Origin of the sequence: Clostridium aromativorans (assembly GCF_020908015.1) — a bacterium.
In the GTDB taxonomy this organism is placed as follows: domain Bacteria; phylum Bacillota; class Clostridia; order Clostridiales; family Clostridiaceae; genus Clostridium_B; species Clostridium_B aromativorans.
This window is the reverse complement of the sequence record NZ_JAJJPB010000001.1, coordinates 237693-263571: the sequence shown is the minus strand read 5'-3', so window position 1 is coordinate 263571 and position 25879 is coordinate 237693. Positions and strand designations below refer to the sequence as shown.

The window sequence follows — 25879 nt, the reverse complement described above, 5'->3', positions numbered from 1 at the left end:
AAAATAGTGAGTCAATTAGGAATCAGAAAGATACATGAAAAGCTAAAGGAAAAACTTGCAAATTATATTAAGGCTCAATATTTTGCAGAAAATGATTTGTTACTAGAAGCTACAAAATCAATGTTAAATGAAGAAGGTGTATTGTTCCGGGAGCCTTTTATTGAAGTAACACAAAATTATAAGGTTGAGATAGAAGGATTTAAAAATGCAGATTTGGATGAAAATATAAAGAGATACTTAGATTATTTAGTAAAAAATAATTTAGGTGTTTTTGATACACCTTTTTCACATCAAGTTAAAGCACTCGAAGCTTTTTATCATGATAAAGATATGTTAGTTACGACTGGGACTGGTTCAGGTAAAACAGAATGTTTTCTTTGGCCTATATTAACTGAGATGATAGGACAAGCAGCTGCTGATATAAATAATTGGGAACAAGAAGGTATAAGAGCACTTATTTTATATCCAATGAATGCTCTAGTATCAGATCAACTGGGAAGAATACGCAATATTGTAGGAAGAGCAGATGATGCTTATATGAACCTTATGAAACAGGAAAGTAATAATGATGTCAGAAGATTAAGGTTTGGTATGTATACGGGACGTACACCTTATTCAGGAAAAGAAGATAAAAATAAAAATAAGAAGCTTTCTAAATTATTGAAAAGTACATATTATCAAAAAGGTGAATATAAGAAAATGTTATATGAAGAATTGAAAAAAGCAGGAAAAATTCCAGCTAAAGATTTAAATGCTTTTATTTGTGCCCTGGATAAGGGAATTCAAGTAACCGGGGAGAATGATGCTGAACTTCTGACGCGTACTGAAATGCAGAAAATATGCCCTGATATCCTTATTACTAATTACAGTATGCTTGAATTTATGCTTATGAGACCTATTGAGCAGTGCTTTTGGGAAAAGACAAGAAAATGGTTAAAACGTTCAATAAATAATAAACTTTTATTAGTCATAGATGAAGCTCATATGTATAGAGGTGCTGCAGGGGGAGAAGTTTCTTTACTTATTAGAAGACTATTGGATAAGTTAGATATTAGCAGAGAACAAGTTAAATGTATATTAACTAGTGCTAGTGTACCGCCTAACAGTGAAAAGGAATTACGAGAATTTGCTTGTGGTTTAACAGGGCAAAGTTTGAAAAAAGATAAATTTTCTATTATTGAAGGAGAGAAAACGCTGCTACTAGGTCATGAAAAAGGTAATAAAGAAGATGTGAATTGCCTTTTACAGCTTGACTATGATAAATTACAGGGTGATGAAAAGAATTTAAAGGATCAGCTTATTATACTCTCGCAATCATTCAAGTGGGGGAAAATTACAGATAATTATAATGATTGGCTCTATGAAAAATTATCTAAATATCCACCTATGTTGGAACTGATTAGATTATGCAGTGGTAGTGCTGTTCCATTTAAGAAAATTGCCAAATGTGTTTTTAAAGGAGTTTCTCAAGAAGATGCAGAAAAGGCAACGGAGATTTTATTAGCATTAGGAGCATTATCACGATCTAGAGATGGTAAGGTATTACTTTCAGCTAAAGTGCATTTATTATTCAGGGGAATAAATGGTATATATGCTTGTATAAACCCGGAGTGTAAAGATAATCATGAAATAATGGGAATAAAAATAGGACATATTAGCAATCAGCCTAATTTTACATGTCCTAAATGTGGAGGAAGGGTTTTTGAGCTTGTCGGAGATAGACGATGTGGCACATTATTTATTCGAGCATTTAAAGAAAGTGAAGATATGGGATATCACACGTTTTTATGGCAGGATAGCAGTAAATTTATCGATAATCCTAGAGAAATACATTTGTGGTTGGCACCAAAGTATAGAACTAAAGATGATATATTTAAAGAGGGAGTAAAAAATAGTAAATCAAGAAAAGAATCTATATTTGGATATATTAACAGTCAGACAGGAATTTTATATGAAGGAGAAGAATTTTCTAATAAAAAAGGATTTATTAGAGTATTAATACCGAGAACTTATGATAAAGATAAAAAAATGTATACTTTTAAGATGTGTCCCAATTGCGGGAGAGAAAAAAATAATCCAACACCATTTAGGGTAAGGGGAAATGAACCTTTTGCCAATTTAGTTACAGAGCAGTTGATAGATCAGCCAGTTAAAAATGCAAAATTGAAGAATGAGGGAAAAAAAGTGCTCCTGTTTTCTGACAGTAGGCAGCGTGCAGCTACACTAGCACGTGATTTGACAATAGCGACTGATGGAGATGCAGGAAGACAAGCCATTTTTATGGCGCAAAAAGAGTTAAATAAAAGATATGGTGAAGAGCAGAAATCGCTTGATATATTGTATTATGCATTTCTTAAGGTTGTTGAGGAAAATAATATTTCATTTTTTTATGGAGATGAAAAAAAAGAATTTAATGAACAATTAGAACGTTATAGAGATATGTATGGTAGTAAAAATAAAAAAGGGTTAGATTATGAAAGAATGGCGAGAAGGTTAGGAACTCCACCTAAAATGTTTTATCAGCTTCTTTTAAAAAACATCAGTGATAGTTATCGTTCTTTTAATAACCTTTGCTTAGGACAAATTGTTCTTTTAGAAAAAGGTGAAGATGCAGAGGAATTGGAGGAATTAGTATTAAAAGGAGTAAAAAGAAATACTGGATTAGATGTAAATATTATTAGAAATATATATAATACATGGATTCAAAATATTTTAGTTAAAGATATAGCTATATTTCCATCAGTATCTGATGAAGTGAGGAACAGTATATTACCTTTCGATAAAGGGAACTTAGGTATTAGAGAAGAAGATAAGTTTCCTAAATATTTGATTGAAATACTAAAGTCAAATGGAATAAATAAAAATCAGATAGAAGAGATGAGAAGAAATTTTGTTTTACTGCTTACTGATGTAAACAAAGACAGCCATGTATCTCATAATAATAGATATTTGCTGTCGAGCAATTTGATGTTAAAAACAAATGAAAATGGTAAATGGTATAGATGCAATAGGTGTTCAGGCACATCTACATTTACTTTATTTGATAGTTGTATTTATTGTGGCAGTAAGGATTATTTATCAGAGATGTCACAAAAAGACTTAGAAAGATATGATTTTTGGAGAAAGCCTGTAATAGAAGCGATACAAGGAAGAAAAATTAAGAACTTTGTGACTGACGAGCATACAGCACAATTATCTCATAAAAGCCAAGAAAATGATGTTTGGGCAACTACGGAAAAAAATGAAATGCTTTTTAGAAATATTTTAATAAAAAAGAATAGTGAGCCAATTGACATTTTAAGTTGTACGACTACTATGGAGGTAGGAATTGATATTGGGTCATTAACAGCAGTTGGCTTGAGAAATATACCGCCTATGAGGGAAAACTATCAACAACGTTCCGGACGTGCAGGAAGGAAAGGTGCAGCTGTTTCTACCATTGTAACATATACAGAAAATGGACCGCATGATGCATGGTATTTTAATCATCCAGGAGAGATTATTTCAGGTAATCCCAGAATACCCTGGATTGACTATACTAATGAAAAACTAATCGGAAGACATCTGAATTTGATTTTATTACAAGAATTTTTTATGTCCTATGAAATGAGTATGGCTGACATAGATGTTATAAATTTCTTTTCAGAGGAAGTAAAGCCCAATTATCTAAATTTCATTGAATGGCTAAAAGATAGATTACCATTGTCACAAGAAAGAGTAAGAAGACTCATACCTGATGAAATTTCAATTAGTTGGGATAAATATGAAAAAGATATAACAAAGCAGCTTCAAGAAATAAAAGTAAAAGTTAATAAAAATCCAATTATTTACAGGGCAAGTAAAAAATGTGAAGAAGACGAAAAAGAGAAATATATTTCATTGATGAATGAGCTCTTTACGGAAGGCCTATTGCCAACATACTCTTTCCCAAGAGATATTGTACATTTTTGGGTTGAAGATAAATATGGTAAAGTAGAACAAAGTCCTGAAAGAAGTATTGATATTGCCCTTAGTGAATATGCTCCGGGCCGTATGCTTGTTATTGATAAAAAGTCCTATATTTCAGGCGGTTTATATGATTATTATACTAAGTATAATAAGGAATATGCATATAAAGCTGCGGAACCATGGTTAAAGATGAATGAATATAATAAACGCATTTATTGTTGTGAGAATCATGACTGTGGATGGTTTGGATTAGAAAACAAAACAGGAGTTTGTCCATTGTGTGGAGGTAGTTTAAGGGAAGAAATTTTGATTAAACCTTGGGGATTTACAGCAAGAGATGGAATGAAAATTCCAGAAGTGAGAGATAATCAAGAATACTCCATTGTAAGTAAACCTTCCTATGCTTCAGTTTATGGTGATACAAGTAAAATGGATTCAATATCAAAAACAGGGCTGATTTGTATGGAAAATAGAAAAGATCAGCAATTGATTCTCGTCAATAAAGGACCTGATGATGAAGGTTTTGATTTATGTACTAAATGTGGTGCCATTGATCCATGTGTAAGCTCGGGTAAAGATAAAAAAGAACGAAAGAGACCGTATAAAGTTTCTTATAAATGGAAGAAAGATATGCAAGAATGTTCTCATACGAGACAAAAAGTATTTTTGGGCTGTGATATACATACTGATATGCTCGTTTTAGAATTAAAATTGGAAAATGAATATATTAATATTGCTAAAGATAGTTTAAACATATGGGTAATACCCGCAGCGACATCATTATCTGAAGCATTAGCACTAGCAGCTAGTAAGGTCTTGGATATTGAATTTAGTGATTTAAGATCAGGATATCGGTTAAGATATGGTAAGGAAAGTATTTATGTAGATATATATTTATATGATAGTTTATCAAGTGGAGCTGGATATGCAAATAGAGTTGCAGATCTAATAGAGGAAGTGATGGACGAAGCTGAAAATAGATTAAAAAAATGTAATTGTGAAACAGCATGCCCAAATTGTTTGCAAAATTTTTGGAATCAATCTATCAGGGCAAATTTGGATCGCAAGGCAGGATTACAGTTGTTAAACTGGGTGAGAAAGGGTGAATTAGCTGAAGTTGATCAAAAAAAAGAAATTGATTATATGAAAACACTTGAAGAAATAGCACAATTGCAGGAAGAACCAGGTCACATTATAAAAGGAGAAAATAATTATTGGATAAATATAGGAACACTAAAGAAAAAAATAAAAATATATCCTGCAATGTGCAATATGAATAAAATAGATAGAGATAAAGAGACAATTTTAATACCTGATAGATTGTTTAAGGTGTCTATTGCAAATGTGTGGAAAATAGTAGAGAAATATATTTATAATAAATCTAATTTATAAATTAGATTAGATCGTGTCTGAAAACTAAATATTGCGCAAAAATCGAGTTTTAGGTAAAATAAAAAACTCGGAGGTTGCAAATATGGCATGAAAACGTTATGAAATATTGGATGAACAATGGGATCAAATAAAAAATTTAATTCCAATAGCAAAAACAGGAAGATCTCCAAAAGATAACTGACTTATATTTAATGCCATACTATGGACTGCAAGAAGTGGTGTAGTATAGCGTGATGATTTACCAGAACATTTTGGTCCATGGAAAACTGTATGCAGCCGTTTTTGTAAGTGGCGTAATGATGGTACTTTAGTAACAATTTTTAGAGAATTAACTTCAGAGGCAGATTATGAAAAATTAAGCATTGACTCAACATGTATAAAAGCTCACCAGCATAGTACTGGTGCTAAAAAGGGGCTTATAAACAGTGAAACAAAACAGCATATTGGACTAAGCTGTGGTGGATATATCATAAAAATTCATGCAGTTGTTGACGTGCTTGGTAATCTAATCTATTTTCAATTATCATCTGGTAATTTACATGATAGTACACAGGCTGTAGATGTTTTTTCCAACATTGATATAAAAGATAGTAATATCTTGGCAGATAAAGCATACGGTACAAACCAAATTAGAGAATATATTATTTTCAAGAAGGTCTTATATACTATTCAACTAAAATCTAATGCAAAAAACCCGTGGGCTTGTGAATGTATAAAGAACGTCATTTGGTAAATGAAATTGAAAAATATTATGATAAGAAATATGATTTCATTTTAGTAGATTTACCATCGGTATTTAATGCATTAGTGAGATCAGCTTTATATTGCTCAGATTATTTTTTAGTTCCATGTATCCCAGATTCTTTTTCTGCATATTGTGTTGGATTAATTGGTGAAGTATTACCAATGTTTATTAATGATTGGCAGCAGGGTAAATCGAGATATATAAATTTAAATAAATATGATAAATTGATACTTACAAAGGGGCAACCCAAATTTGCAGGATGGGTTTTTAATGGATTTGAAACAAGAAAGAATAAGAAAACAGGAGTAGATAAAGCACAATTTGAAAGAATAAAATATGTAGTGGAAAAAAGTTGGTTAAAAGTTTAGATGCAATAGATGCATATAAATGTTTACCAAAATTCTTGACTACTGAACCAGTAGCTAAGATTGAAGATTTAAATATTATGGCTCCTAATAGTATTATTCAAAATTTACCAATTAAATATTTACATAAGTCAAGACCTATACGAGATATTGGTAGAGGAGCTTGGGCAAAAACACAAGTTGATCTAATGAAAAATACGGATAAAAGATTTGATAATTTAGTATGATATATAATTTATAATTTTTGAAAGTAAAGTATATTAAATAGGGTTATTAGTAGACGATTACTATTAAAATTGCATAGGAATTTCCATTGGTAATTTACGATAATACTGATATACACAATGATTGAGTAATTAAATTTATGAAATAATAGACCAGGTGGTAAATAAAATGAAATATTCATTTTCTAAAAAGGAATTTTTAAGTGTTTAAAATAAATTATATGATACAATTGAAGGCATAATACTTAAAGAAAACATTATAGCTAATATAGATTATAATTTAGTTGAACGAGAAATACTTTATAAGCTAGAAAATTAATAAAGAGCTGAAAATTATTGATATTTATAATAATAATATTTCTTGGATTAATAATGATGAATTTAGATTAATAAAAAATATTATGGAACAATTTAATACTGATGAACATGTGAAGATTTTTAAAGAAATCAGAAATCCTTTTACACATAGAAGCAATCCAGGAATAGACTGTATTTCACTAAAAAGTTTTGAATATAAAAAACCGAATCTGTTAACATGAAAAATGCTTTTGCAAATGGATGAAAGACTGGGAATAAAAAATGCAAAGAAATTTAATTACATAATTACTCCAGCTGCTCCACTAGAGAAACAAATAAAATTTGAAGATATTATAGATGCATGGAAATTATTTATTGGTGGATTGGGAAGTTTACTTAAAAATGCAGCAATATTAAAGGAATATATAAGTGAATTTGAAAAAGTAGAAAATGAATAAAAATAAATAATATTTTTAATAATAATATAAATCTATAAGTAAAAAGCTCAAAAAGATACATATGTAAAAATATTTTTTACATATGTATCTTTTTTTACAATATTGGTCTATAATATAAGTAAGGAGGTAATAGTATGGATATAGCAGAAAAGTATGGTGAAATGCAGTTAAAATCTTATATATACGACAATAGATATAAAATAGGCTCTAACATTCTTCAATTTATTAGAGATAATGGGTACACTAAGTCATCTTTTTCAAAATTAGCTGGTATTTCCAGACCGACTATTGATAAATTGGTTAAGGGTGAAATAGACAACAATACAACACTAAAAAAGCATGTGGATAAGATTATTGCAACCTTTAATATAAATCTTGAAGAATTGATGGATTATAAACATCTGGAGTCAGAAAGTAAATGTAGAATTGTAGCATCTGATAATGCACCGGAGGAATATAAATTAAGTGACAGTGCTAAGAGAATGTTGGGATTTTTAGATGATATAATAGATCTTTATGAAGTTTATAATGAGGATAGGTAGGTTGATAAATATGTCTCAATATATAACATCTCAGAATTTAAATGAAGTTATACAAGCAAATAAAAAAATAAGGAATGAAATTGAAAACTTTAAAAGTGATTTCTTTATTAATTATAACAAAATTGGAATAACTGGTTTTGATAAGTTAGCTTTTGAAGTTCTAAAGAAAAATTATAATTTAATACAGCTGCCAATAGATGACGAATATTGGGGGGGAGCCATATTTATTAGAAATAATTTCAAAATACCTGTCATTAATTCAGCACAGCCTAGAGTTTATCAATTTTTTATTGCATGGCATGAAATATTTCATTTACTTTATGATAATTCCATAGCTGAGGGACAGCACAATATAAAAGCGGAAAAAATGGAACTGAATGAGAGAAAAGCAGATTACTTTGCTGCCAGAATGTTATTGGGAGATGTCTATAAATATTATTATTCACTGGAAAGTGATGAGTTCATAAATAAAATTGCCAGGTGCGTGGATGTATTCAAAGCACCCTATAAGGCTGTATTAATCCAGTTATACGAGGATGCCGTAGATGTGTTCAATGACATTGGATTGAAAAGACTTATAATTGAAAATTTCGATAAGAAGCCAGAAAATCTAGTTGAGTTGTTTGAAAACTTGGAATTGGATACTGATTTGGTTAAACCATCTAATATAATAAGTTTTGGGGGATTGGATAAAAAGATAGAATTATTGTCAAAAAAAGAACCGGATGTTGATTATCACAGAGACAATTTGAAATTTTTAAATAAACTCAAGGATCTAATGAAGGGAGAGCTAAATAATGGAAATAATTCAGGTAAAGAAATTCATTGAAATATTAAGTTCCAGTACTCCTAAAAAAATTGGGATCCTTGATAATAATACAATTAGTTTTTTAATAAATGTAAGTGAATATATTTGTATAGAAAAAATATTGACAAATTATGATCTGCTACTAATACCTAATTGGGTTTATGAAGAAGTAAGAGATTCAAAAGGAAGAGTAGGTTATATAGAGAAAATTTTCAACAAAGGCATAAAAATTTTTGTGGTAGATGAGAGAGATTATGAAAAGTTAATAAATTATAAAACAGTATGGCTGTATAAATTTTTTCTCTATTCCTCATATAAAATTGGTGAGTTAAAAAGTTTTATAAAGAGATATATTGAAAAAGGCCAAGCATTGGAAGAATTAGAAGATTATCAAGTTTGGCTGAACTTATTATATCATAATGGATTTGAAGGTAAAATGCTTAAAAATGGAAGAATGAAAAAGAAAAATGCAGGTGAGATTTCCATAAGTGTTTTGGCCTTGACTATGTCATATATCTATTTTAAGGCAAATCATACTGTAACTATATTGTCCAATGATAGGGATACGTATGATTTTATTGAGTTTGCGAAGTTAAAATTATCAAAAGATAGTATGTTTATAGAATTAAAAGAAAGTTCTATAACGTTTAAATCTAATGATTTCATAATTAAAGAAAGTTATTTAAATAACTATATAAATTATAGACAGGATATTTGTTCTATTATAAGATTTAGAGATGAAAAGAGGGTTAAGTATACAAAAAATGCACTTGATACTTCAGTTGAAGAACATGATGAAATTTTAAGCAATGAAGCTTTTATAGAAAATTTAAAGGACAGTACTTTTAATATTATATTTTGATAGATAATTATATTTATGTATTTAATTGCTATTTCAATAAAGGTGTCGTTGGTGGTTTCAGTATCGAATGAATATATAAGGCATATTTTGTCAGGTAAATTAAGTAGAAAGGTCAAGTGTAAATGACCCATAGGTCGCTATAATTCTCTGCCGACCCTTTGAAAACCATGTCCTGGAAATAGCTTGATAATCCCGGATCATTGATTCATCTTCAAAAAGAATATGGTTGATATTTCCGTTTCAAAAAGAATATGGTTGATATTTCCGTCAATCAGGTTTTTTTAAAACCTCAAATTCTTGTTTAAAGGCTTCCTGCTTTTTTTCATCTGCTTTTGCCAGGGGTATACGTTGGCCGTATATAACTGAGATTTAATCTGTGGAACACTTGAAGCATTCCTCTATTACTGTATTCGATATGGAAATTGTCACTAACCCATTTACGGGCTATGTTGGCATTCCAGTTTTTGCGGTTTCCGAGCCCTAATTGGTCCGGAGTTTTTATAGTTATTATTTCATATAACTTTTTTTCCTGGTCTTTGCTGAGAAAACCAGGGCTGCCATTACTTTTGCCAATTCTTAAGCCATCTGCTCTATTTCGCTTGTATGAGTTAATATAAATACCTATAGTATGGGGATTCAAGTCCATTATTTTAGCTATATGAGCATTTGTATAGCCTTTTAGATGCAATAATATAACTTGATATCTGACATGCATACGTTTATTATCAGTGATTCTCAATAGTTTCTTTAGCACCTTAATTTCTTCTTTTTCATTAATATTTTCATTATGCATGGCTATACCTCCAATAATGATTTGTATTTACATAATATCATTATTAGACTAAAATTATAAAACTTAATTATTTCCAGTGCATAATATTCTATGCGTCATATATAGATAAAGCAAAAAATGAATTTATGGTTATTTCACCGTATATTTCAAGCAATCCTTTTCTTATTTTGATGGAGTTGTATAACCACAGTAATCAATCTATAACTAAGTTATACCTTGGTATTTCTCAAGATGACATAGATGATGTTTATCGTTTAGCAGAATTATAATGAAAAATTTTAGAGACTTTTATCTATTTATGTGTATAAAAATAATACAATATGTACATGATGTATATATAATATATTCACAAAATTAGTTTTTTGTTATATAATATAATAAAAAAGAGGTGATATTTATATGGCTCTTAGGACAATTAATATCCGTGTTGATGAAAAATTAAAAGAAAAAGCAGAAAGTCTATTTGAAGATTTTGGCATGAATACAACTACTGCAATTAATGTTTTTTTGAGGGCAGTTGTGAGAGAAAGAAAGATACCTTTTGATATTGCTGCCAGTGAACCATTTTACAGTGAATCTAATATGAAACATTTGAAAAAATCTATAGATCAGCTTAACGAGGGTAAAGGTAAAATACACGATATTGTTGAGGTGAAGAATGAAGAAACTATGGTCTGATGAAGCTTGGAAAGATTATATTTATTGGCAATCGCGGGATAAAAAAGCGTTAAAAAGAATAAATAAACTTATTAAAGATATTGATCGAAATGGGTATGATGGTATTGGGGAACCAGAGCCTTTAAAATATGAACTACAAGGATTCTGGAGCAGAAGAATTGATGAAGTCAACCGTTTAGTATATCGTATTGAAAATGATCAAATTGAAATAGCTCAATGTAAGACACATTATGAAAAATAATATTTTTTAGGATTTAAATTATAAAAATTATTCATATAGCAAAATACAAAAAATGTGTTCATCATGAACACATTTTTTGTAGAATTATTTTTAAAAAAGTTTCTTCTAATTCTTCATCACCTGTACCTTTTTGTTATGTTGCTGCCCTATCTGCTTCAGCAATTAAGGATTCAACTGCAGGTCTTACTTCTCCAGTTATTTCTTTAAAATTATTAATTAACTCTGTACCAGAATACCCTTGTTTAGTAAAATCCTCGGATTGAAAAGACTTATAATTGAAAATTTTGGCAAGAAGCCAGGAAATTTAATTGAGTTGCTTGAAAACTTAGAATTGGATACTGATTTGGTTAAGCCATCTAATATAATAAGTTTTGGAGGATTGGATAAAAAAATAGAGCTATTGTCGAAAAAAGAACCGGATGTTGATTATCACAAGGACAATTTGAAATTTTTAAATAAACTCAGGGATCTGATTAAGGGAGCTTAATAAAGGCATATTTTATCAGGTAAATTAAGTGGAAAAGTTACTTGGACGAAGTGAGACTTATAATTCTTATATTCTATGGTATAATATCTGTAATAAGAAGGATGGATTATGAACTTAGTCTGCTTGATTAAATTATAGGTTTGAATAATAGATAGGTCTTGTCAGGTACTATCTATTATTTATTTTCTATTTTAATATCTGACTTTTTACCAGACAGTGCCACTATACAAACAGCAGTAATTGAAAATAAACTGAAGAACAATATTAAATATCCTTCTGACATAAATACATCATCTCTTCTTCATACGCAGACAACCCATGAATAAAGAAGAGGTAACCATGTAAATTTTTCTTATTATATTTTAGATCATATCATATACTCTAATTGCTGAAAACTAAAAGCAAGAAAGACATAGTAAAAATTCATACAGTGATTTATAATATTTAGGAGAGTATAAATATTTTTTAGACAGCCGCCTCCCGGGTTTTATCTCTCACAAAAGGAGCTGTTGCGGTAATTGACAGCAGAGGAGGTGGCGGCATGAGTGGATATATTGTTATTACGGATATGGTATGTGTTACTATAGTCGGTGTAGTGGGTATTTTTTCTATACTCGCATACTTGAAAGAAAGAGCTGTTCTTAAATATAAGAATAACTCCAGTGTCAGTGGCAATGAAATTTCAATTACCGTTGATGATAATAAAGATAGAAACTCAAAAAATTAAAATGCACTCTGGCACAAGTGCATTTTAATAAACTAAACTAAAAAAGTATAAACATTTAAAACCGCAATGGCTTCTTTTAAATATATTATAACATATTTTTTGAAAATTAAACTTGATTTTTGGGTAAATTATCAGATAGATTTGAAAAATTATTTTAAGGGCAGATGAAAATTATGGAATCGATACCTGATAAAATAAATAATGAAAAGCAGGAAAATACATACTTTGATATTAAAAATAAAGAAATAGAGGATAGTACTTATCTCGTAAATAATAAATTAATAGTAAATTCGCATAGAGGGAATCTGTTAAATGAACTCAAAAGGTGTCTGAGTCAATGTGAAAAATTTTATTTCAGTGTGGCTTTTATTAATTTCAGCGGGTTACAGCTTTTATTGGATAGTTTTAAAGAACTTGAAGAAAAGAGAGTCAAAGGGAGAATTATAACTTCTACATATCTCAATTTTACTGAACCAAAGGCGCTCGAAAGAATAAGGAAGTTTGGTAATATTGATTTAAAAGTTTTTATTGCTTCCGGAGATAAGGGTTTTCACACTAAAGCTTATATTTTTGAAAATAGTGAAAGTTACAAGATTATTATAGGATCATCCAACATGACTCAAAGGGCTTTAAAAAGTAATGTAGAGTGGAATGTGAGGACAATTTTAAAAAAGGATGACAGCTTTTGCTGCCAGGTTCTTGAGGAATATTTAAATTTGTGGAAAATAACTTCTGTTGTAGATGATAGATTTTTAAACAGCTATGGAAATTTTTTGAGAGAAATCAAAAAAAGAAGACATGATGAAACACTATATTTTAGTAATTATGAAATAGTAAAGCCAAATGATATGCAGATCGAAGCTATGAAAAATTTAGAAAGACTCAGGGCTTCAGGTGAGAAAAAAGCACTGATTATTGCAGCTACCGGTACAGGCAAAACTTATTTATCAGCTTTTGATATTATGAATTACAATCCTAAAAAGATGCTCTTTTTGGTTCATAGAGAAGAAATTTTAAGAAGTGCTGAAAATACTTTTTCAAAACTGGTGAAAAATAAACATAGAACATTAGGACTTTTAACAGGTTCAAGCAAAGACTTGAATTGTGATTATTTATTTTCAACAATAAAATCCATGAATAATTATTTAGAACATTTTAGCAGAAATGAATTTGATTATATTATTCTAGATGAAGCTCACCATGCATCAAGCTTATCTTATAAAAGAATTTTGGAGTATTTCAGGCCGGATTTTTTACTTGGAATGACTGCTACACCTGAAAGATGTGACAGAGAGAGTATATTTGATATTTTTGATAATAATGTGGCACTGGAAGTTAGACTTAGGGAAGCACTGGAATTGAATTTAGTTATTCCTTTTCACTATTTTGGTATAACAGATATTGATTCTATTGATTTAAGTGATGTTAACATGAAAGATGTGGACGAAATAGTCAAGCGGCTCAAAGTAAATGAACGGGTGGATTTTATTATAGAAAAGATGAATTTCTATGGATATGATGGAAAAAGGAGAAAGTGCATAGGCTTTTGTGCAAATATTGACCATGCCCAATATATGACTTCTGAATTCAATAAGCGGGGTATAAAAAGTGTGTACCTGACGGGAAAAAATTCTGCTGATGAAAGGAAAGAGTACATAGAGAAACTTGAAGATGATACTGATGAACTGGAAATTATATTTACTGTGGATATCTTTAATGAAGGTGTAGATATACCATCTGTTAATTTGATTTTAATGCTCAGGCCTACCACATCTCCTGTAGTATTTATACAGCAGCTTGGACGAGGACTTAGAAAGTGCATGGAAAAGAGCTTTTTAACGGTGCTGGATTTTATAGGCAATTATAAAAGAGCATTTTTAATTGCCATAGCACTTAATGGTTCAAGATATTATGATAAGGACAGTTTGAAGGTGGCAGTGGCGACCGAATTTGAGGATTTACACGGTTGTACTAATATTCAAATGGACAGGATTGTCCAGGAGAGAATATTAAAGCAGCTGGATGAAGAAAATTTTAATTCCATGAAATATTTAAAGGAAGAGTATATGGAGTTTAAGAAGATGAATGGAGGAAGAGTCCCATATTTTTTAATGGATTATATGAAATATGACGGAGCACCTGATCCACTCAAGTTTGTTTATAAGGAAAAGATTTATACTGCATTTGTAGCTAAAATGGAAAAAGATGAAGGATTGAAAGAATTGCTGCAAAATGATGACTTTTTTAAAGTCCTGAAAAAATTCACAGGAAAGCTGCCCATAAAAAGAGTATATGAATTCAGCATAATAAAATATCTTTTAAATCATCAAAATATAAATCTTGAGCAGGCTAAAAATGAAATTTTAAAACATATTGAATATGTGGATGATAAAAGCATTCATCATGCTTTTAAATGTTTGAATCAGAATTATTGTGACAAAGCTGAAATAAATGGTACTATTAGATGTTTTGAATTAAAGGATAGAGAATTATATTCTGCCTGGGATTTTAAAAAGTTAACACATAACAGGGAATATAGAAAATATATAGAGGATATTATAAATTATGGACTCATAAGATATGAGAAGGAATTTTCCAATAAGTATTATGGAGTGCCATTTTTTAAGCTGTATATGCAGTATAAAATGACGGATACTGCATTGTTGTCAAATTATGAAAAAGCTCACAGCTCTTTTAGGGGAAGCGGTCTTATAAGTAATGGCAGTGAATATTTTATTTTTGTAGATTTGCATAAGGAAGAAGGAATTAAGGAAAGTATTAATTACAAGGATAAATTTATAAATGAAGGCCTTTTTCAGTGGCAGAGCCCAAATAGTACATCTCAAAATTCTGAGAGAGGGCAAAATATAATACACAATAAAGGGAGAAGTGTAAATTTACATATTTTTATAAGAAAATACAGACAGATAGATGGATTGACTCAGCCCTATATCTATATAGGAAAGGGAAATGTAATAGAGTATCAGGGAGAAAAGCCTATAACGGTAAAGATAAAGCTGGAAAATCAAGTGCCATTTGGATTGTATAATGAATTTGTCAAAAAAGTATAGCAGATTTAATTTTGCTATACTTTTTGTTCCAGTAGTTTTTTCATGGTTGGAATATCCGCAGGTGCCCAGTTTAAAGAAGGTAAATTTTCCCTGGGCATCCATATTAATTTTGAATGTTCACTTTTTGTCGGAGTTCCAGATATCAATTTACATTTAACTGTAATCAGGTTCACTATAAATTTTTCATATTCATAAGTACTTTCATTAAAAACATCTATGAATTTAACTGTACATGACAACTCTTCCCTGATCTCCCTTTCAATGGCTTGTTTAAAAGTCTCCCCTTGTTCTATTTTGCCACCTGGAAATTCCCATCTGTTTGGAAGTGACATTTTGGGAGAACGGAGAGCACATAGGATTTCTTTGTCTTTATTTTCTATAATTGCTCCAACAACTTTTAATAATTTTTTCATGAACAACACCTCCTGATTAGTGTATCATAAAGCTGTTAGTTTTGAAAATTCTATAATGAATTACATTTCATTTTGTACAGATAGGAAAAATGCTAACAAGATTTTTGAATTTAATAAAAACTTAAATAATGCATATTTAAATGACTCACAAATTTATCTGTATAATTTTTATATTCTATGGTATAATATCAGTAATAAGAAGGGTGGATTATGAATTTAGTCTGCTTGATTAAATTACATGGTTTAAATAATAGATAGGCCGGCTAAGATCTATCTATTATTTTTTTAGAATTATTTATCCGAACGCTACCATTGCTAATACTCCCAGCTTCTCAAAGTGAGAGATAAGCACTGCTACGCGCCTGGATAAGTTCTGCTAAGGTTCAGGTGGAGAAAAGTATTCCTTATTAGCAAACTCCACCTGAGCCTAAGAATCACTTGATGTTTACTTTGGTATCAGATGATATTTCATCAGGTCTCAAAGTTATTTTATTTTCTATTTTAATATCTGACTTTTTATCAGACAATGCCACTATACAAATAGCAGTTATTGAAAATAAACTGAAGAACAATATTAAATATCTTTCTGCCATAAATGCATCACCTCATCTTCATACGCAGACATTATTAACCATAATCCACCCATGAATAAAGAAGAGGTAACCACATAAATTTTCTTATTACATTTTAAATTATAACATATACTCTAATTACTGAAAACTAAAAGCAAGAAAGACATGGCAAAAATTCATATAGTGATCATTTATTGATCCACAACTTCGTAGCCCCCTTTAACAAGTGATTTTACAGCGTTATCTATGTCTTTGTTTTTGACGAGGATATAATCTGTATCATAAGTAGAAATAGCAAATATACTGATTTTATTTTGCGATAGTAATAAACTGATTGAAGCAAGGATTCCAATTAAGGAAAAGTCAAGGGGACCTTGGATTTTTAAAATTCTCCAGCCTTTTTCACATTTTACGTCATTGGGTATATTGTTTTCAGAACATACGATTGATAGTTCATCTGATGTTTTTGTTATGGAAAAAAACTCACCTTTTTTTGACCACTCAGGTATTGATTGAGTTTTATTCAATCTGCAGACACCATATTTTCCCTTTAACAATTTCAGTGTTAATATCTTTTTTGCCATTTTTCTTTGTCCCTCCAAATTTAGAATATTTATGGAATTAATTATAGCATAAATGGAAATTGCCCATAAGAAATGTTTTTGTCTCTGAACTTTTATTAGATAATGCTATAATAACTGTATTGGTTATTGCAAACAAATCGGGGAGCAACAGGTAATAATTGTACATAAAGGTGATAAGATGAAAGATGATATAATTTCCTATCTCAAATCCTATAAGAGAGCAACTATAACTCTGGGAGAATTGGAGAGCTTGGTGCCGGGAAATATGAAATATGACGAATTTGCCGGCTGTATAATGGAGCTGGTGAAAGATAATGTACTTGTGGAAAAAAAGCCGGAAATAAATAACGGAAAGGATATTCCACTTCCCTATAAATTCGGCATCAATAAATATGAATTGAAAAAAGACTACATTGATTTTCTGCAGAATTACAGTTTGAGCATAAGCAGTGAAATCGACCTGCAAAAATATTTTGCCGGCAGTTTTGAAGAATTAAAAAGGGATAAACCCTATATCGATAAAATTAGTGAATATATATGCAAAAATGGGCTGCCAAAGGAATATGCAACTTCACAGGAAAGATCTTTTTATCTTGTAGGGGATGAAAAGTGGATTGATGAAAAATCCGGCAGAAAACTTCTTGACAAGATTGGGCTTTGGAATAAATTGAAGATAATGAACAATTGTGATCCTCTTATGATGGCAGTGAATCCAAAGAAACTTTCACGACCCCAAGATGAATACTGCCATTTGATTGTGGAAAATAAAGCCACTTTCATGGCACTTGTGGACGTGCTCTGTGATACTGATTTTACTGCTCTCATATTTGGTTCCGGATGGAAAATAGTTTCCAATATAGGACTTTTGGAAAGACAGCTTGGTGTAACTGGAAAACACAAACTGTATTATTTTGGAGATCTGGATAATGAAGGCATATCCATATGGAATTCCTTGAATGGAAGGAGAAAAGCCTCTATTGCAGTGAAATTTTACAGTGAACTCATCAAAAAGCCCTGCAGCAGGGGAAAGGAAAATCAGGTTGAAAATCACAGTGCTGTTGACAACTTCTTGAAATTTTTCAGCGGAGATGAAAGCCGAAGAATTTTGGATATACTGCATTCAGGAAAGTATTTGCCCCAGGAGGCTTTGAAAAAAGAGGAACTTGAAAATATATGGAGGGAAGATTGTTGGACATAGATATAAAAAGCATTACGGAAAACTATAGAGAGAGAATTCAAAGGCTTGCACTGTTTGATCCCCTCTACAAGCTGTCTAATAAAAATTCAAGGGACAGGAGCAATAAACCCATTGACTACTTTAATTTGGGGTTTCTGGCTCTATTGTTCTTTTTTGAAAATATGCTCATGAGAAATAGAAAAACTGGAATAAGGGAATTGGCCGAATTTTTTCAGAGGGTTAACCTGGGAAGGCTGGATCTTGACTACGAGGATTTTGAGAAGATTGCCAGAGATATAATAGAAATTTTCAGACCGCCCAATGGAAAGAGAAATTCCAGAAAATTTTACAATTGGGAAACGGGAAGGGAGGAAACCGTTCAGTATTCCATAATAAAGGCTGAGAGAGCGAATTTTGAAAAAAACACCCAGTACTATACTCTTGATGAGCAGGGACTGGAGCTTGTATTTGCTACAAAGGAGTATTTCAATGAATTTCAGCTCTCCATAAACCAGCTGGTTTTAAGAAAGCAGCTGGAAAAGGGAGAATTTGTAGGAGCACTCAGGCAGATTGACGAAATGAGTCTCGATGTGAGAAATCTTCGTGACAGAATAATGAGAATCAAGCATGAGGTCAGCAGAAATATAATTTCAAATCAGATCTATGAAAGATATAAAAATACAATTGAAGACATCAATATAAGACTGCAGCGGGAAGATGAGGAATTCAGCGAACTGCAGTCTTTTGTGAAAGACACCGGGGAGAAAATGGGAAATGAGATAGTCCATGAAAAAGACAGAAAAGCCTATGAGCTCATAATTAAAGTGGACAGAGAATTGGGACAGGTCAATTATGAACACAGACTGCTTTTGAAGGAAAGTATAGTTTTAAAGACCAGGGCACTTGAGGCAGCCCAGGAGGCACTGTATTATTCGGGAATAGATTCTTTCAATTTTGATCAGGAGATAACCGGCAGATTGTTTTCATCGCCACTGCCCCTGCATGCTTCAAGAATGCTCATAGAGCCCTTCATGTTTTTGGAAATGCATAAAGAATGGTCACCCCTGGCGGTTTTTTCCAGACAGAGGATAGAAAACAGGAGCAGGCTTAAAAAATCCCAGGATTTTTTGTCTGTATCCGATAGGGAAGACACAGAGGAGGATATTGAAATCCAGGGAAATAATTTCAAGGAGATAACTTCTATATTACTTGATGCTTTAGGAGATGGGAAGGATATAGACCTAAGGGAAGTGGTAGAATATATGAAAAGAAGTGGATATGAAAATATACTTGAAAGACGCTGCTTTTACAACTACTGGATCCTGCTTCATCAAAAATCTCCTGTGAATTTGAAAAATTATGAAAGCAGTGAAAAGAGTCTGTTTGGAAAATCTTTTGATTTATTTGCACAGAAGTCAGACTGTATTTGTGTAAAGGAAATAGAAGGAGTATTAGAGGTTACAGAAAGATTTACCATAAAAGATATGAATTTGAGATTGGAGTGAAAACATGGCTTTTTACAGTAATGAACAGGTGATGCAGGCATTTGGCATATATTCAGTGCTGGCTGTGCAGGGATATGGAGAAAAAGAACAGCTTCATCTCTACATGTCCGATGACAGTATAAGATCGCTGGTGGATCAGTTCGCAAAGCAGGTAGACTGCAGCATATTTTTATCCGGGGATTACATATATCTTATACCTGTTTTAAAAGATTCAGTGTTCCACGTTTCAAATGATTATATCAAAAAAACCTATCTTCCTGCAAAGGCAGTAAATGTGGATTTATACATGATGTACGTATCAATAATAGTTCTGTTTGGAGAATTTTATGACAGCTATCAGACAATAGAACCCACCAGGGATTTCATATCTCTAAATGACTGGCTTTCCAGTTTGAATGAGAGGATTTCGTCGCTGAAGGAACAGGGGGATAAAAAGCTGAAAGAGCTTGACAGTAAATACGATTATAACTGGTCCTCTGTTGTAAAAAAGTGGACGGATATAGATGAAATAAGGGAAACTGCAAAAGTTCAGGATGCCAGGACTGCAAGCAGAAAGGGCTTTTTGAATACAGTAAAGCATTTTCTGGAGTCTCAGGATCTTATAGAAGACATTGGGAATGAGGAACTGGCTCTTACGGAAAAGGCCAGGACCATAATTCAGAAGTATTATATGGAATATGACTACAATAGGGGTATACTTGATTTTATGTACAATATTGATAATAGAAAGGAAGAAAAATAATGCCGTCTATTTCCAGAATAAGATTTACAAATGTTATCTATGAAAATGGTGCCAAAAGGTTCAATGACGACATATTTCAGTTTGATGGACACAATGGAGCCCTTTTGATTCCAAACGGGGGAGGGAAAACCGTGTTTGTGCAGACAGCCATTCAGGCTGTGCTGCCCCATGTGGAAGTTGCAAACAGGAAGATAAGAGATACTCTGGTGCTTGAAAACACTTCTGCACATGTAGCAATTGAGTGGATACTGAGTGAAAAGCCCAGGAGATATGGACTTACAGCTGTAACTCTGTTTATGAACAGGGGATCGGTGAGCTCTCTGAAATATGTCTATGAATATGAAGAAAATGATGAAAATTCCATAGAAAAACTGCCCTTTGTGATACAGAGCGGCAGTGGAAACAAGAGACCTGCCGAAAAAGAGGAAATGGGTGAATACTATTTGAATATGAGCCGGAATAAGATAAATGCCCATGAATTTTCAACCATAAAAGAATATCAGGAATATATAGAGAAAAATTTTAAAATAGTTCCCTGGGAATGGAGGAAAATTGCACTGATAAATAGTGCAGAAGGAGGAGTAGAGGAATTTTTCAATAACTGCAGAAGTACGGGACAGCTGGTGGACAACCTTTTGATACCAACTGTTGAAGAAGCTATAGCCGGTGATGGAACAAGGGATTTTGCCGAGACTTTTGAAAAGCAGATACAGCATTTTAAAAAATATAAGCAGCTGAAAGCCAGGGTAGAGGAAAGCAGATCCATTGAAGCTGAAATAGACAGATATGTAGAAGTTTACAGGGACTACCATAATGTGAATTTAAAATTTGGTAAAATGAAGAAAAATGTAAAGGCTGTATATAATTTTGCCAGAGAAGAGCAGACTGAAAATAAAAATAGAATAGATAAAAACTGTGCTGCGCTGGAAGAACTGGAGAGGGAAGAAGACAGCTGGAAACAGAAGGAGAGTTCCTACAAGCTTCAACTTCTGAAAGTGAAGATGGAGGAAAACAGGAGAAATTTTGAAAGAGTTTCCGACAGTTATAATGGAATGCTGAATATTAGAAATAGAAAGCAGAAGGTCTATGAGAGGCTCCGATTTTTAAAATATAAAAGCAGTATCAAAATTCAAAATGACAAAATAAAGTTTTTACAGAGCCAGCTTGAGGAATTCAATAGGGACAGAAAAGCAGTAGATACTGTTGAAAAAATTCAGGATAATTCCTGCTGCCTTAGAGGATATTATGTAAAACAGGAGAAAAAACTGGAGAATGAAAGATCTTTAGCTGAGAATCATCTCAAAAACATTGAGGATAAGATTAGACAAATTGAAAACAGAATTTCAAAGGTTCAGGATATGGGTAAAAAATTGATTGAAGATAGGAGCAGGCTGGAAGCTAAAATTGAATATCTTGAAGAAGATATGAAATCCATAGAGAGAGAAATACTGAGCAATCCTGAACAAGAAAGTGTTGAAGAAGAGGCAGTCAAATGGCAGCTCCGTATAGATGTTCTGGAAAACAATATTTTTGAGTGTAATAAAGAAATTAAATCCATTGAAAGAGAAAAAGAGGATCTGAGAACGAATATCAAAATGAAAAGGGAAGAGCTGGAGGAGCTTAAAAGGGAGGAAAGCAGTATTGGGGACTACCTGGAAGCCCATGGGAAAAAACATGATGCTTTGCTGAAAAGACTTAAAGAATTCAAGGGAAACTGGTTCAGCTTTGATTCATTGTACTCAAAACAGGAAACTATACTGCAGCAGCTTGAAAATAGAGCCGTAAGTCTTTATGAAGAAAAGGAAAATCTTATAATTGAAGAGAGAACAGCTCACAGATGGGCGGATGACTACAGTGACAGTGAGTATTATACTGCAGATCCTGTTATAGAAAAATGGGTTAGAGCCTGGAGAAACGGATTCAATTATATAGAAAGCGGAACCCAGTATTTTCAAAGAGCTTTTGATGGCGGTGAAAATGTATATCCTTACTGGACTATATCCATAATAACTTCCAGTTCAGAGACAGATAAGCTGAAGAAAAAGATAGCTGACAACTGCAGTAAGCTTTCCCATCCTGTTATAGTAATGGATGAAAATGAAGCAAGATTAAAAATTGAAGATAGATATACAATTACAGAGGAAAATATATTTTTCCCACCCAGCTGGAAGAAAAACATTTTCCGGGAGAATTTTGAAAACTGGAAAATGGGCATTGCGTCAAAGGCTGATGAATCCACCAAGATCCGAATTGAAAAGGAAAAGGAAGTTGAAATATGCCGTAAGCTGCTTATGGATGTGAGAGAGTTTTATGAAGTATATCCCTATGAACAGTATATGGACATGCAAAGAGATCAAAAGAGTGTCAAATACAATATATCAGTGACAGCAGGAAATATATCCTCTGATGAGAAGAGAATTGAGCATATTGATGATAAGATAAAAGAACTCAACAATAATATAAAGGATTCAAGCGGTGAACAGAATGTACTGGGAAATAAAATAATAAAATCGAGAAAGTACCTAAATGACAGAGAGAAAAAGAAAAAATGTGAAATGGATGCGGCTGAGATAAAAGAAGATATTCTGGAAAATAACAGGAAATTTTCAAAGCTCAATGGAGAGAAGAGCATATCCTCAAAATTACAAAGGGATCTGGAAGATAATTTTAAAAGTCTCTGCATTGCCCTTAAAAATCTAAAAGGTCAAAAACTTTATACAGAGGTACTTGAATTTGATCCTAAATATACTTTCACAAGTGTGGAGGTGCTTGAAGATGAGAGGATGGCCCTGAAGGATATACTTGCCCGGAAGCAAAAGGGAAGAGATTTGCTTGAACAGAAAATGAAAAGTGCAGTTGAATTGAAAAATTCTCTGGAGTCCGAATTTGAAGTTTTTAAAAACGAACTGGAATTTCCCATAGATGAAAAAGAAGAGTTCATTTACCACAGTGGTGAGGATATAAATAAACTTTCAGTTGAAATAAAAGATATGAGATTGCCCTTGAAGAATCTGAAAAAAAAGTATGATGGAGCTGAACTCGTACTTCAAAATAGCAAAAATGAATATGAAATCAGGGAAAAGGACTTTAAAGGCGAGTATGAAGATATAATATCTTTTTCCATTCCCCTGGAGAGAGTGCCTGAGGTTTTGTCCCGAGAAAGAAAAAATATAAATAGAAGAAAAGATTACCTCACAGCAGAACAGGAATCCCTGGAGAAACAGAAAGTGGATATAGAAAAAGCCCTGCAGGAAATCAAAGTCATAAATGCAAAATATCCATCTTCTGCAGAAGAAACAGGAGAAGTGACTATTTCTGAAGATATAAAGGAGAGGTTTCCCTATAAGAGAATGGAAGTTTTAAAAGAAATGGAGAAAAAACTGAATGAAATTGCCGGAAATCTAGATAAAAAAGCCGACAGGGTAAAAGTACAAAAGGAGAATTTTATTGATTTCTGTCAAAATGGCATATTGGATGTAAAACTTAAAGAGATGTCTGTGACAGGTATAGAATATAACAGAAATTTTGAAGCTATTTTAGAATGGCAGAATAAAATGAGTGAAAGAATTATGCGCATAGTTAAAATTACAGAAGATGACATGAGGAATCATGACAGAGAAATTCAGCAGTTTATAAACCAGCTTCATTCCTATCTGAAGACAATATCAGATGAACTTAGGAGACTTCCCAAAAGCACCAGGATAAAGATTGATGGAAAGTGGAAAGAGGTATTTTTGTTTACAGTACCTGAATGGAATGAAAAAGAAGGCAGGGAAAGACTGGCCGAATATATTGACTGGATGCTGAATCAGCTTCAGGGGGATCAGTTCAAGGATGAAAATGGCAAGGAAGATGTGGAAAAAGTCAGAAAATCCATTGAAAAATGGCTTCAGTCAAAACAGCTGCTGCAGTATGTGATGAAACAGAACACCATAAAGGTGAAATGCAGGAAAGTGACCAATGATGGAAAGATGAGCAGTCTGCCTTTTTCATGGGAGACATCAAATCAATGGTCCGGCGGAGAAAAGTGGAGCAAAAACATGACTTTGTTTCTGGGCATACTGAATTATCTGGCGAAGAAGAGAATCAGGATGGCTTCAGATTGTAAAAGGCACAGAGCAGTTATAATGGATAATCCTTTTGGCAAGGCTTCCAGTGAACATGTACTGGATCCGGTATTTTTTATTGCAGAACAGCTTGGATTTCAAATAATAGCCCTTACAGCACATTCGGAAGGAAAATTTATAAGAACCTATTTTCCAATTGTATACAGCTGCAAGCTCAGAGAAGCCAGCGACGGTATAAATCAGATTATGACGAAAGAGCTGGAAATGAAGAAGGCATTTTTCAGGGACAATGATCCACAGAGTTTAACAAGGCTTACTTAGCCGGGAGTATATATGCCCATATAGTATAAGGAAATGGTTAACAAATTTGACCTGTCTAAATATAGATCAAATATAAGCAAACTTCATCTGAACCTAAGAATCACTTGATGTTTACTTTGGTATCGGATGATATTTCATCAGGTTTCAAAGCTGTTTTATTTTCTATTTTAATATCTGACTTTTTATCAGACAACGCCATTATACAAACAGCAGAAGTTACATTGTATTTCATACATAATTATGCTATAATTATGACACAATAAAAGTGAGGTGATTTAAATGCCGCAAATAAGGCCTATAAAAGATTTAAGAAATACAAATGAAATTTCTGAAATATGTCATAAAAGCAAAGAGCCAGTGTTTATTACTAAAAATGGTTATGGTGATATGGTAATAATGAGTATGGAAATTTATGAGCGCAAAATGGCTCTTTTAGAAGTTTATAAAAAATTATCTGAGGCGGAGAAAGAACTTGCAGATGGTATGCCGCTTAAAGATGGAGAAAAAGTATTTAAAGAGCTGAGGGAGAAATATGGGAAATAGGGAGTATGACTTAAAATTTACTCTGAAGGCTCAAGAAGATTTAGATCAAATATATGATTATATTTATGGAAATCTTTTTGCTCCCGAGGCAGCATAGAACTTAATAAGCAATTTTGAAAGTAAGATTCTAAGACTTAAGGATTTTCCATATTCTTGTAGTTTGGTAATAGATGAGACATTGAAGCAGCGAGGTTATAGAAAACTTATAATAGATAATTATATTGCGTTTTATCTGGTGGATGATAATAAACAACAGGTGATTATTATGCGCATTCTCTATGGTGCTAGAAATCATAAAGATATTTTATAAAATAGAA

23 protein-coding genes and 1 pseudogene are annotated in these 25879 nt (G+C 32.1%); 19 read left to right on the top strand and 5 right to left on the bottom strand.

All coding sequences use genetic code 11. The features are described 5' to 3' along the window. Positions 1 to 6 precede the first annotated feature (6 nt). From LN736_RS01230 to LN736_RS01200, 8 genes and pseudogenes are all read left to right on the top strand, one after another. Positions 7 to 5340 carry a DEAD/DEAH box helicase gene (locus LN736_RS01230; RefSeq protein ID WP_229980505.1) on the top strand — a complete coding sequence of 1778 codons (5334 nt, stop codon included), beginning with the start codon at positions 7 to 9 and terminating at the stop codon, positions 5338 to 5340. A 247-nt stretch (positions 5341 to 5587) separates the two neighbouring features. After that, positions 5588 to 6073: pseudogene (locus tag LN736_RS19170) on the top strand (IS5 family transposase); the annotation flags it as partial. Beyond that, positions 6049 to 6453, top strand: a complete 405-nt coding sequence (locus tag LN736_RS01225) for an AAA family ATPase (protein ID WP_229980504.1) — start codon at positions 6049 to 6051, stop codon at positions 6451 to 6453. The pseudogene LN736_RS19170 and the gene LN736_RS01225, both read left to right, overlap by 25 nt. Further along, on the top strand, positions 6438 to 6677 hold the full coding sequence (locus tag LN736_RS01220; RefSeq protein WP_229980503.1) for a hypothetical protein: 240 nt from the start codon (positions 6438 to 6440) through the stop codon (positions 6675 to 6677). The genes LN736_RS01225 and LN736_RS01220 overlap by 16 nt, the downstream gene beginning before the upstream one ends. A 551-nt stretch (positions 6678 to 7228) precedes the next feature. Next, the gene (locus LN736_RS01215) at positions 7229 to 7429 is read left to right on the top strand and encodes a hypothetical protein (protein ID WP_229980502.1); all 201 of its coding nucleotides are present in this window, start codon (positions 7229 to 7231) and stop codon (positions 7427 to 7429) included. A gap of 134 nt (positions 7430 to 7563) precedes the next feature. Then, positions 7564 to 7971, top strand: a complete 408-nt coding sequence (locus LN736_RS01210) for a helix-turn-helix domain-containing protein (protein ID WP_229980501.1) — start codon at positions 7564 to 7566, stop codon at positions 7969 to 7971. A gap of 10 nt (positions 7972 to 7981) precedes the next feature. Then, complete coding sequence (locus LN736_RS01205) at positions 7982 to 8800, top strand: ImmA/IrrE family metallo-endopeptidase (protein WP_229980500.1); 819 nt, start codon at positions 7982 to 7984, stop codon at positions 8798 to 8800. Beyond that, positions 8769 to 9641 carry a hypothetical protein gene (locus tag LN736_RS01200; RefSeq protein WP_229980499.1) on the top strand — a complete coding sequence of 291 codons (873 nt, stop codon included), beginning with the start codon at positions 8769 to 8771 and terminating at the stop codon, positions 9639 to 9641. The genes LN736_RS01205 and LN736_RS01200 overlap by 32 nt, the downstream gene beginning before the upstream one ends. Positions 9642 to 9963: 322 nt before the next feature. On the opposite strand, the gene LN736_RS01195 is transcribed toward LN736_RS01200, so the two are convergent. Next, the gene (locus tag LN736_RS01195; protein WP_229980498.1) at positions 9964 to 10434 is read right to left on the bottom strand and encodes a helix-turn-helix domain-containing protein; all 471 of its coding nucleotides are present in this window, start codon (positions 10432 to 10434) and stop codon (positions 9964 to 9966) included. 399 nt (positions 10435 to 10833) lie between these two features. Here LN736_RS01195 and LN736_RS01190 point away from each other — a divergent pair, with 399 nt between their 5' ends. From LN736_RS01190 to LN736_RS01170, 5 genes are all read left to right on the top strand, one after another. Further along, a complete protein-coding gene (locus LN736_RS01190; RefSeq protein ID WP_229980497.1) occupies positions 10834 to 11112 on the top strand; it encodes a type II toxin-antitoxin system RelB/DinJ family antitoxin in 279 nt (92 codons plus the stop codon). Next, positions 11093 to 11353, top strand: coding sequence for a Txe/YoeB family addiction module toxin (locus LN736_RS01185; protein WP_229980495.1), 261 nt, complete (start codon positions 11093 to 11095; stop codon positions 11351 to 11353). Before LN736_RS01190 ends, LN736_RS01185 begins: the two co-directional genes overlap by 20 nt. 238 nt (positions 11354 to 11591) lie before the next feature. Next, a complete protein-coding gene (locus LN736_RS01180) occupies positions 11592 to 11840 on the top strand; it encodes a hypothetical protein (protein WP_229980493.1) in 249 nt (82 codons plus the stop codon). A 541-nt stretch (positions 11841 to 12381) separates the two neighbouring features. Then, complete coding sequence (locus LN736_RS01175) at positions 12382 to 12567, top strand: hypothetical protein (protein ID WP_229980492.1); 186 nt, start codon at positions 12382 to 12384, stop codon at positions 12565 to 12567. A gap of 173 nt (positions 12568 to 12740) precedes the next feature. Next, positions 12741 to 15638, top strand: a complete 2898-nt coding sequence (locus tag LN736_RS01170) for a DEAD/DEAH box helicase (RefSeq protein WP_407647091.1) — start codon at positions 12741 to 12743, stop codon at positions 15636 to 15638. Between the two features lie 14 nt (positions 15639 to 15652). On the opposite strand, the gene LN736_RS01165 is transcribed toward LN736_RS01170, so the two are convergent. The 3 genes from LN736_RS01165 to LN736_RS01155 all read right to left on the bottom strand — a co-directional run bounded on the left by LN736_RS01165 (position 15653) and on the right by LN736_RS01155 (position 17207). Further along, positions 15653 to 16051 carry a (deoxy)nucleoside triphosphate pyrophosphohydrolase gene (locus LN736_RS01165; protein ID WP_229980488.1) on the bottom strand — a complete coding sequence of 133 codons (399 nt, stop codon included), beginning with the start codon at positions 16049 to 16051 and terminating at the stop codon, positions 15653 to 15655. 434 nt (positions 16052 to 16485) lie between these two features. Further along, the gene (locus tag LN736_RS01160) at positions 16486 to 16644 is read right to left on the bottom strand and encodes a hypothetical protein (protein ID WP_229980487.1); all 159 of its coding nucleotides are present in this window, start codon (positions 16642 to 16644) and stop codon (positions 16486 to 16488) included. 170 nt (positions 16645 to 16814) lie between these two features. Continuing rightward, the gene (locus LN736_RS01155) at positions 16815 to 17207 is read right to left on the bottom strand and encodes an ACT domain-containing protein (RefSeq protein WP_150356560.1); all 393 of its coding nucleotides are present in this window, start codon (positions 17205 to 17207) and stop codon (positions 16815 to 16817) included. A gap of 178 nt (positions 17208 to 17385) precedes the next feature. On the opposite strand from LN736_RS01155, the gene LN736_RS01150 reads away from it, so the two are divergent. From LN736_RS01150 to LN736_RS01135, 4 genes are read left to right on the top strand one after another with little or no spacing between them, the layout of a single operon-like run. Beyond that, positions 17386 to 18405, top strand: a complete 1020-nt coding sequence (locus LN736_RS01150) for a Wadjet anti-phage system protein JetD domain-containing protein (RefSeq protein ID WP_229980486.1) — start codon at positions 17386 to 17388, stop codon at positions 18403 to 18405. Continuing rightward, a complete protein-coding gene (locus LN736_RS01145; RefSeq protein WP_229980485.1) occupies positions 18396 to 19889 on the top strand; it encodes a replicative DNA helicase in 1494 nt (497 codons plus the stop codon). The genes LN736_RS01150 and LN736_RS01145 overlap by 10 nt, the downstream gene beginning before the upstream one ends. A gap of 4 nt (positions 19890 to 19893) precedes the next feature. After that, positions 19894 to 20631, top strand: coding sequence for a DUF6063 family protein (locus LN736_RS01140; RefSeq protein WP_229980484.1), 738 nt, complete (start codon positions 19894 to 19896; stop codon positions 20629 to 20631). Beyond that, on the top strand, positions 20631 to 25019 hold the full coding sequence (locus LN736_RS01135; protein ID WP_229980483.1) for a coiled-coil domain-containing protein: 4389 nt from the start codon (positions 20631 to 20633) through the stop codon (positions 25017 to 25019). Before LN736_RS01140 ends, LN736_RS01135 begins: the two co-directional genes overlap by 1 nt. A 100-nt stretch (positions 25020 to 25119) precedes the next feature. On the opposite strand, the gene LN736_RS18875 is transcribed toward LN736_RS01135, so the two are convergent. After that, entirely contained in the window at positions 25120 to 25251 is a 132-nt protein-coding gene (locus LN736_RS18875) for a hypothetical protein (protein ID WP_268253719.1), read from the bottom strand. A gap of 47 nt (positions 25252 to 25298) precedes the next feature. Here LN736_RS18875 and LN736_RS01130 point away from each other — a divergent pair, with 47 nt between their 5' ends. Both LN736_RS01130 and LN736_RS01125 read left to right on the top strand, forming a co-directional pair. Further along, complete coding sequence (locus tag LN736_RS01130; RefSeq protein WP_179977960.1) at positions 25299 to 25562, top strand: type II toxin-antitoxin system Phd/YefM family antitoxin; 264 nt, start codon at positions 25299 to 25301, stop codon at positions 25560 to 25562. A gap of 103 nt (positions 25563 to 25665) precedes the next feature. Then, a complete protein-coding gene (locus LN736_RS01125; RefSeq protein ID WP_326839059.1) occupies positions 25666 to 25872 on the top strand; it encodes a type II toxin-antitoxin system RelE/ParE family toxin in 207 nt (68 codons plus the stop codon). The last annotated feature ends 7 nt before the right edge of the window (positions 25873 to 25879 follow it).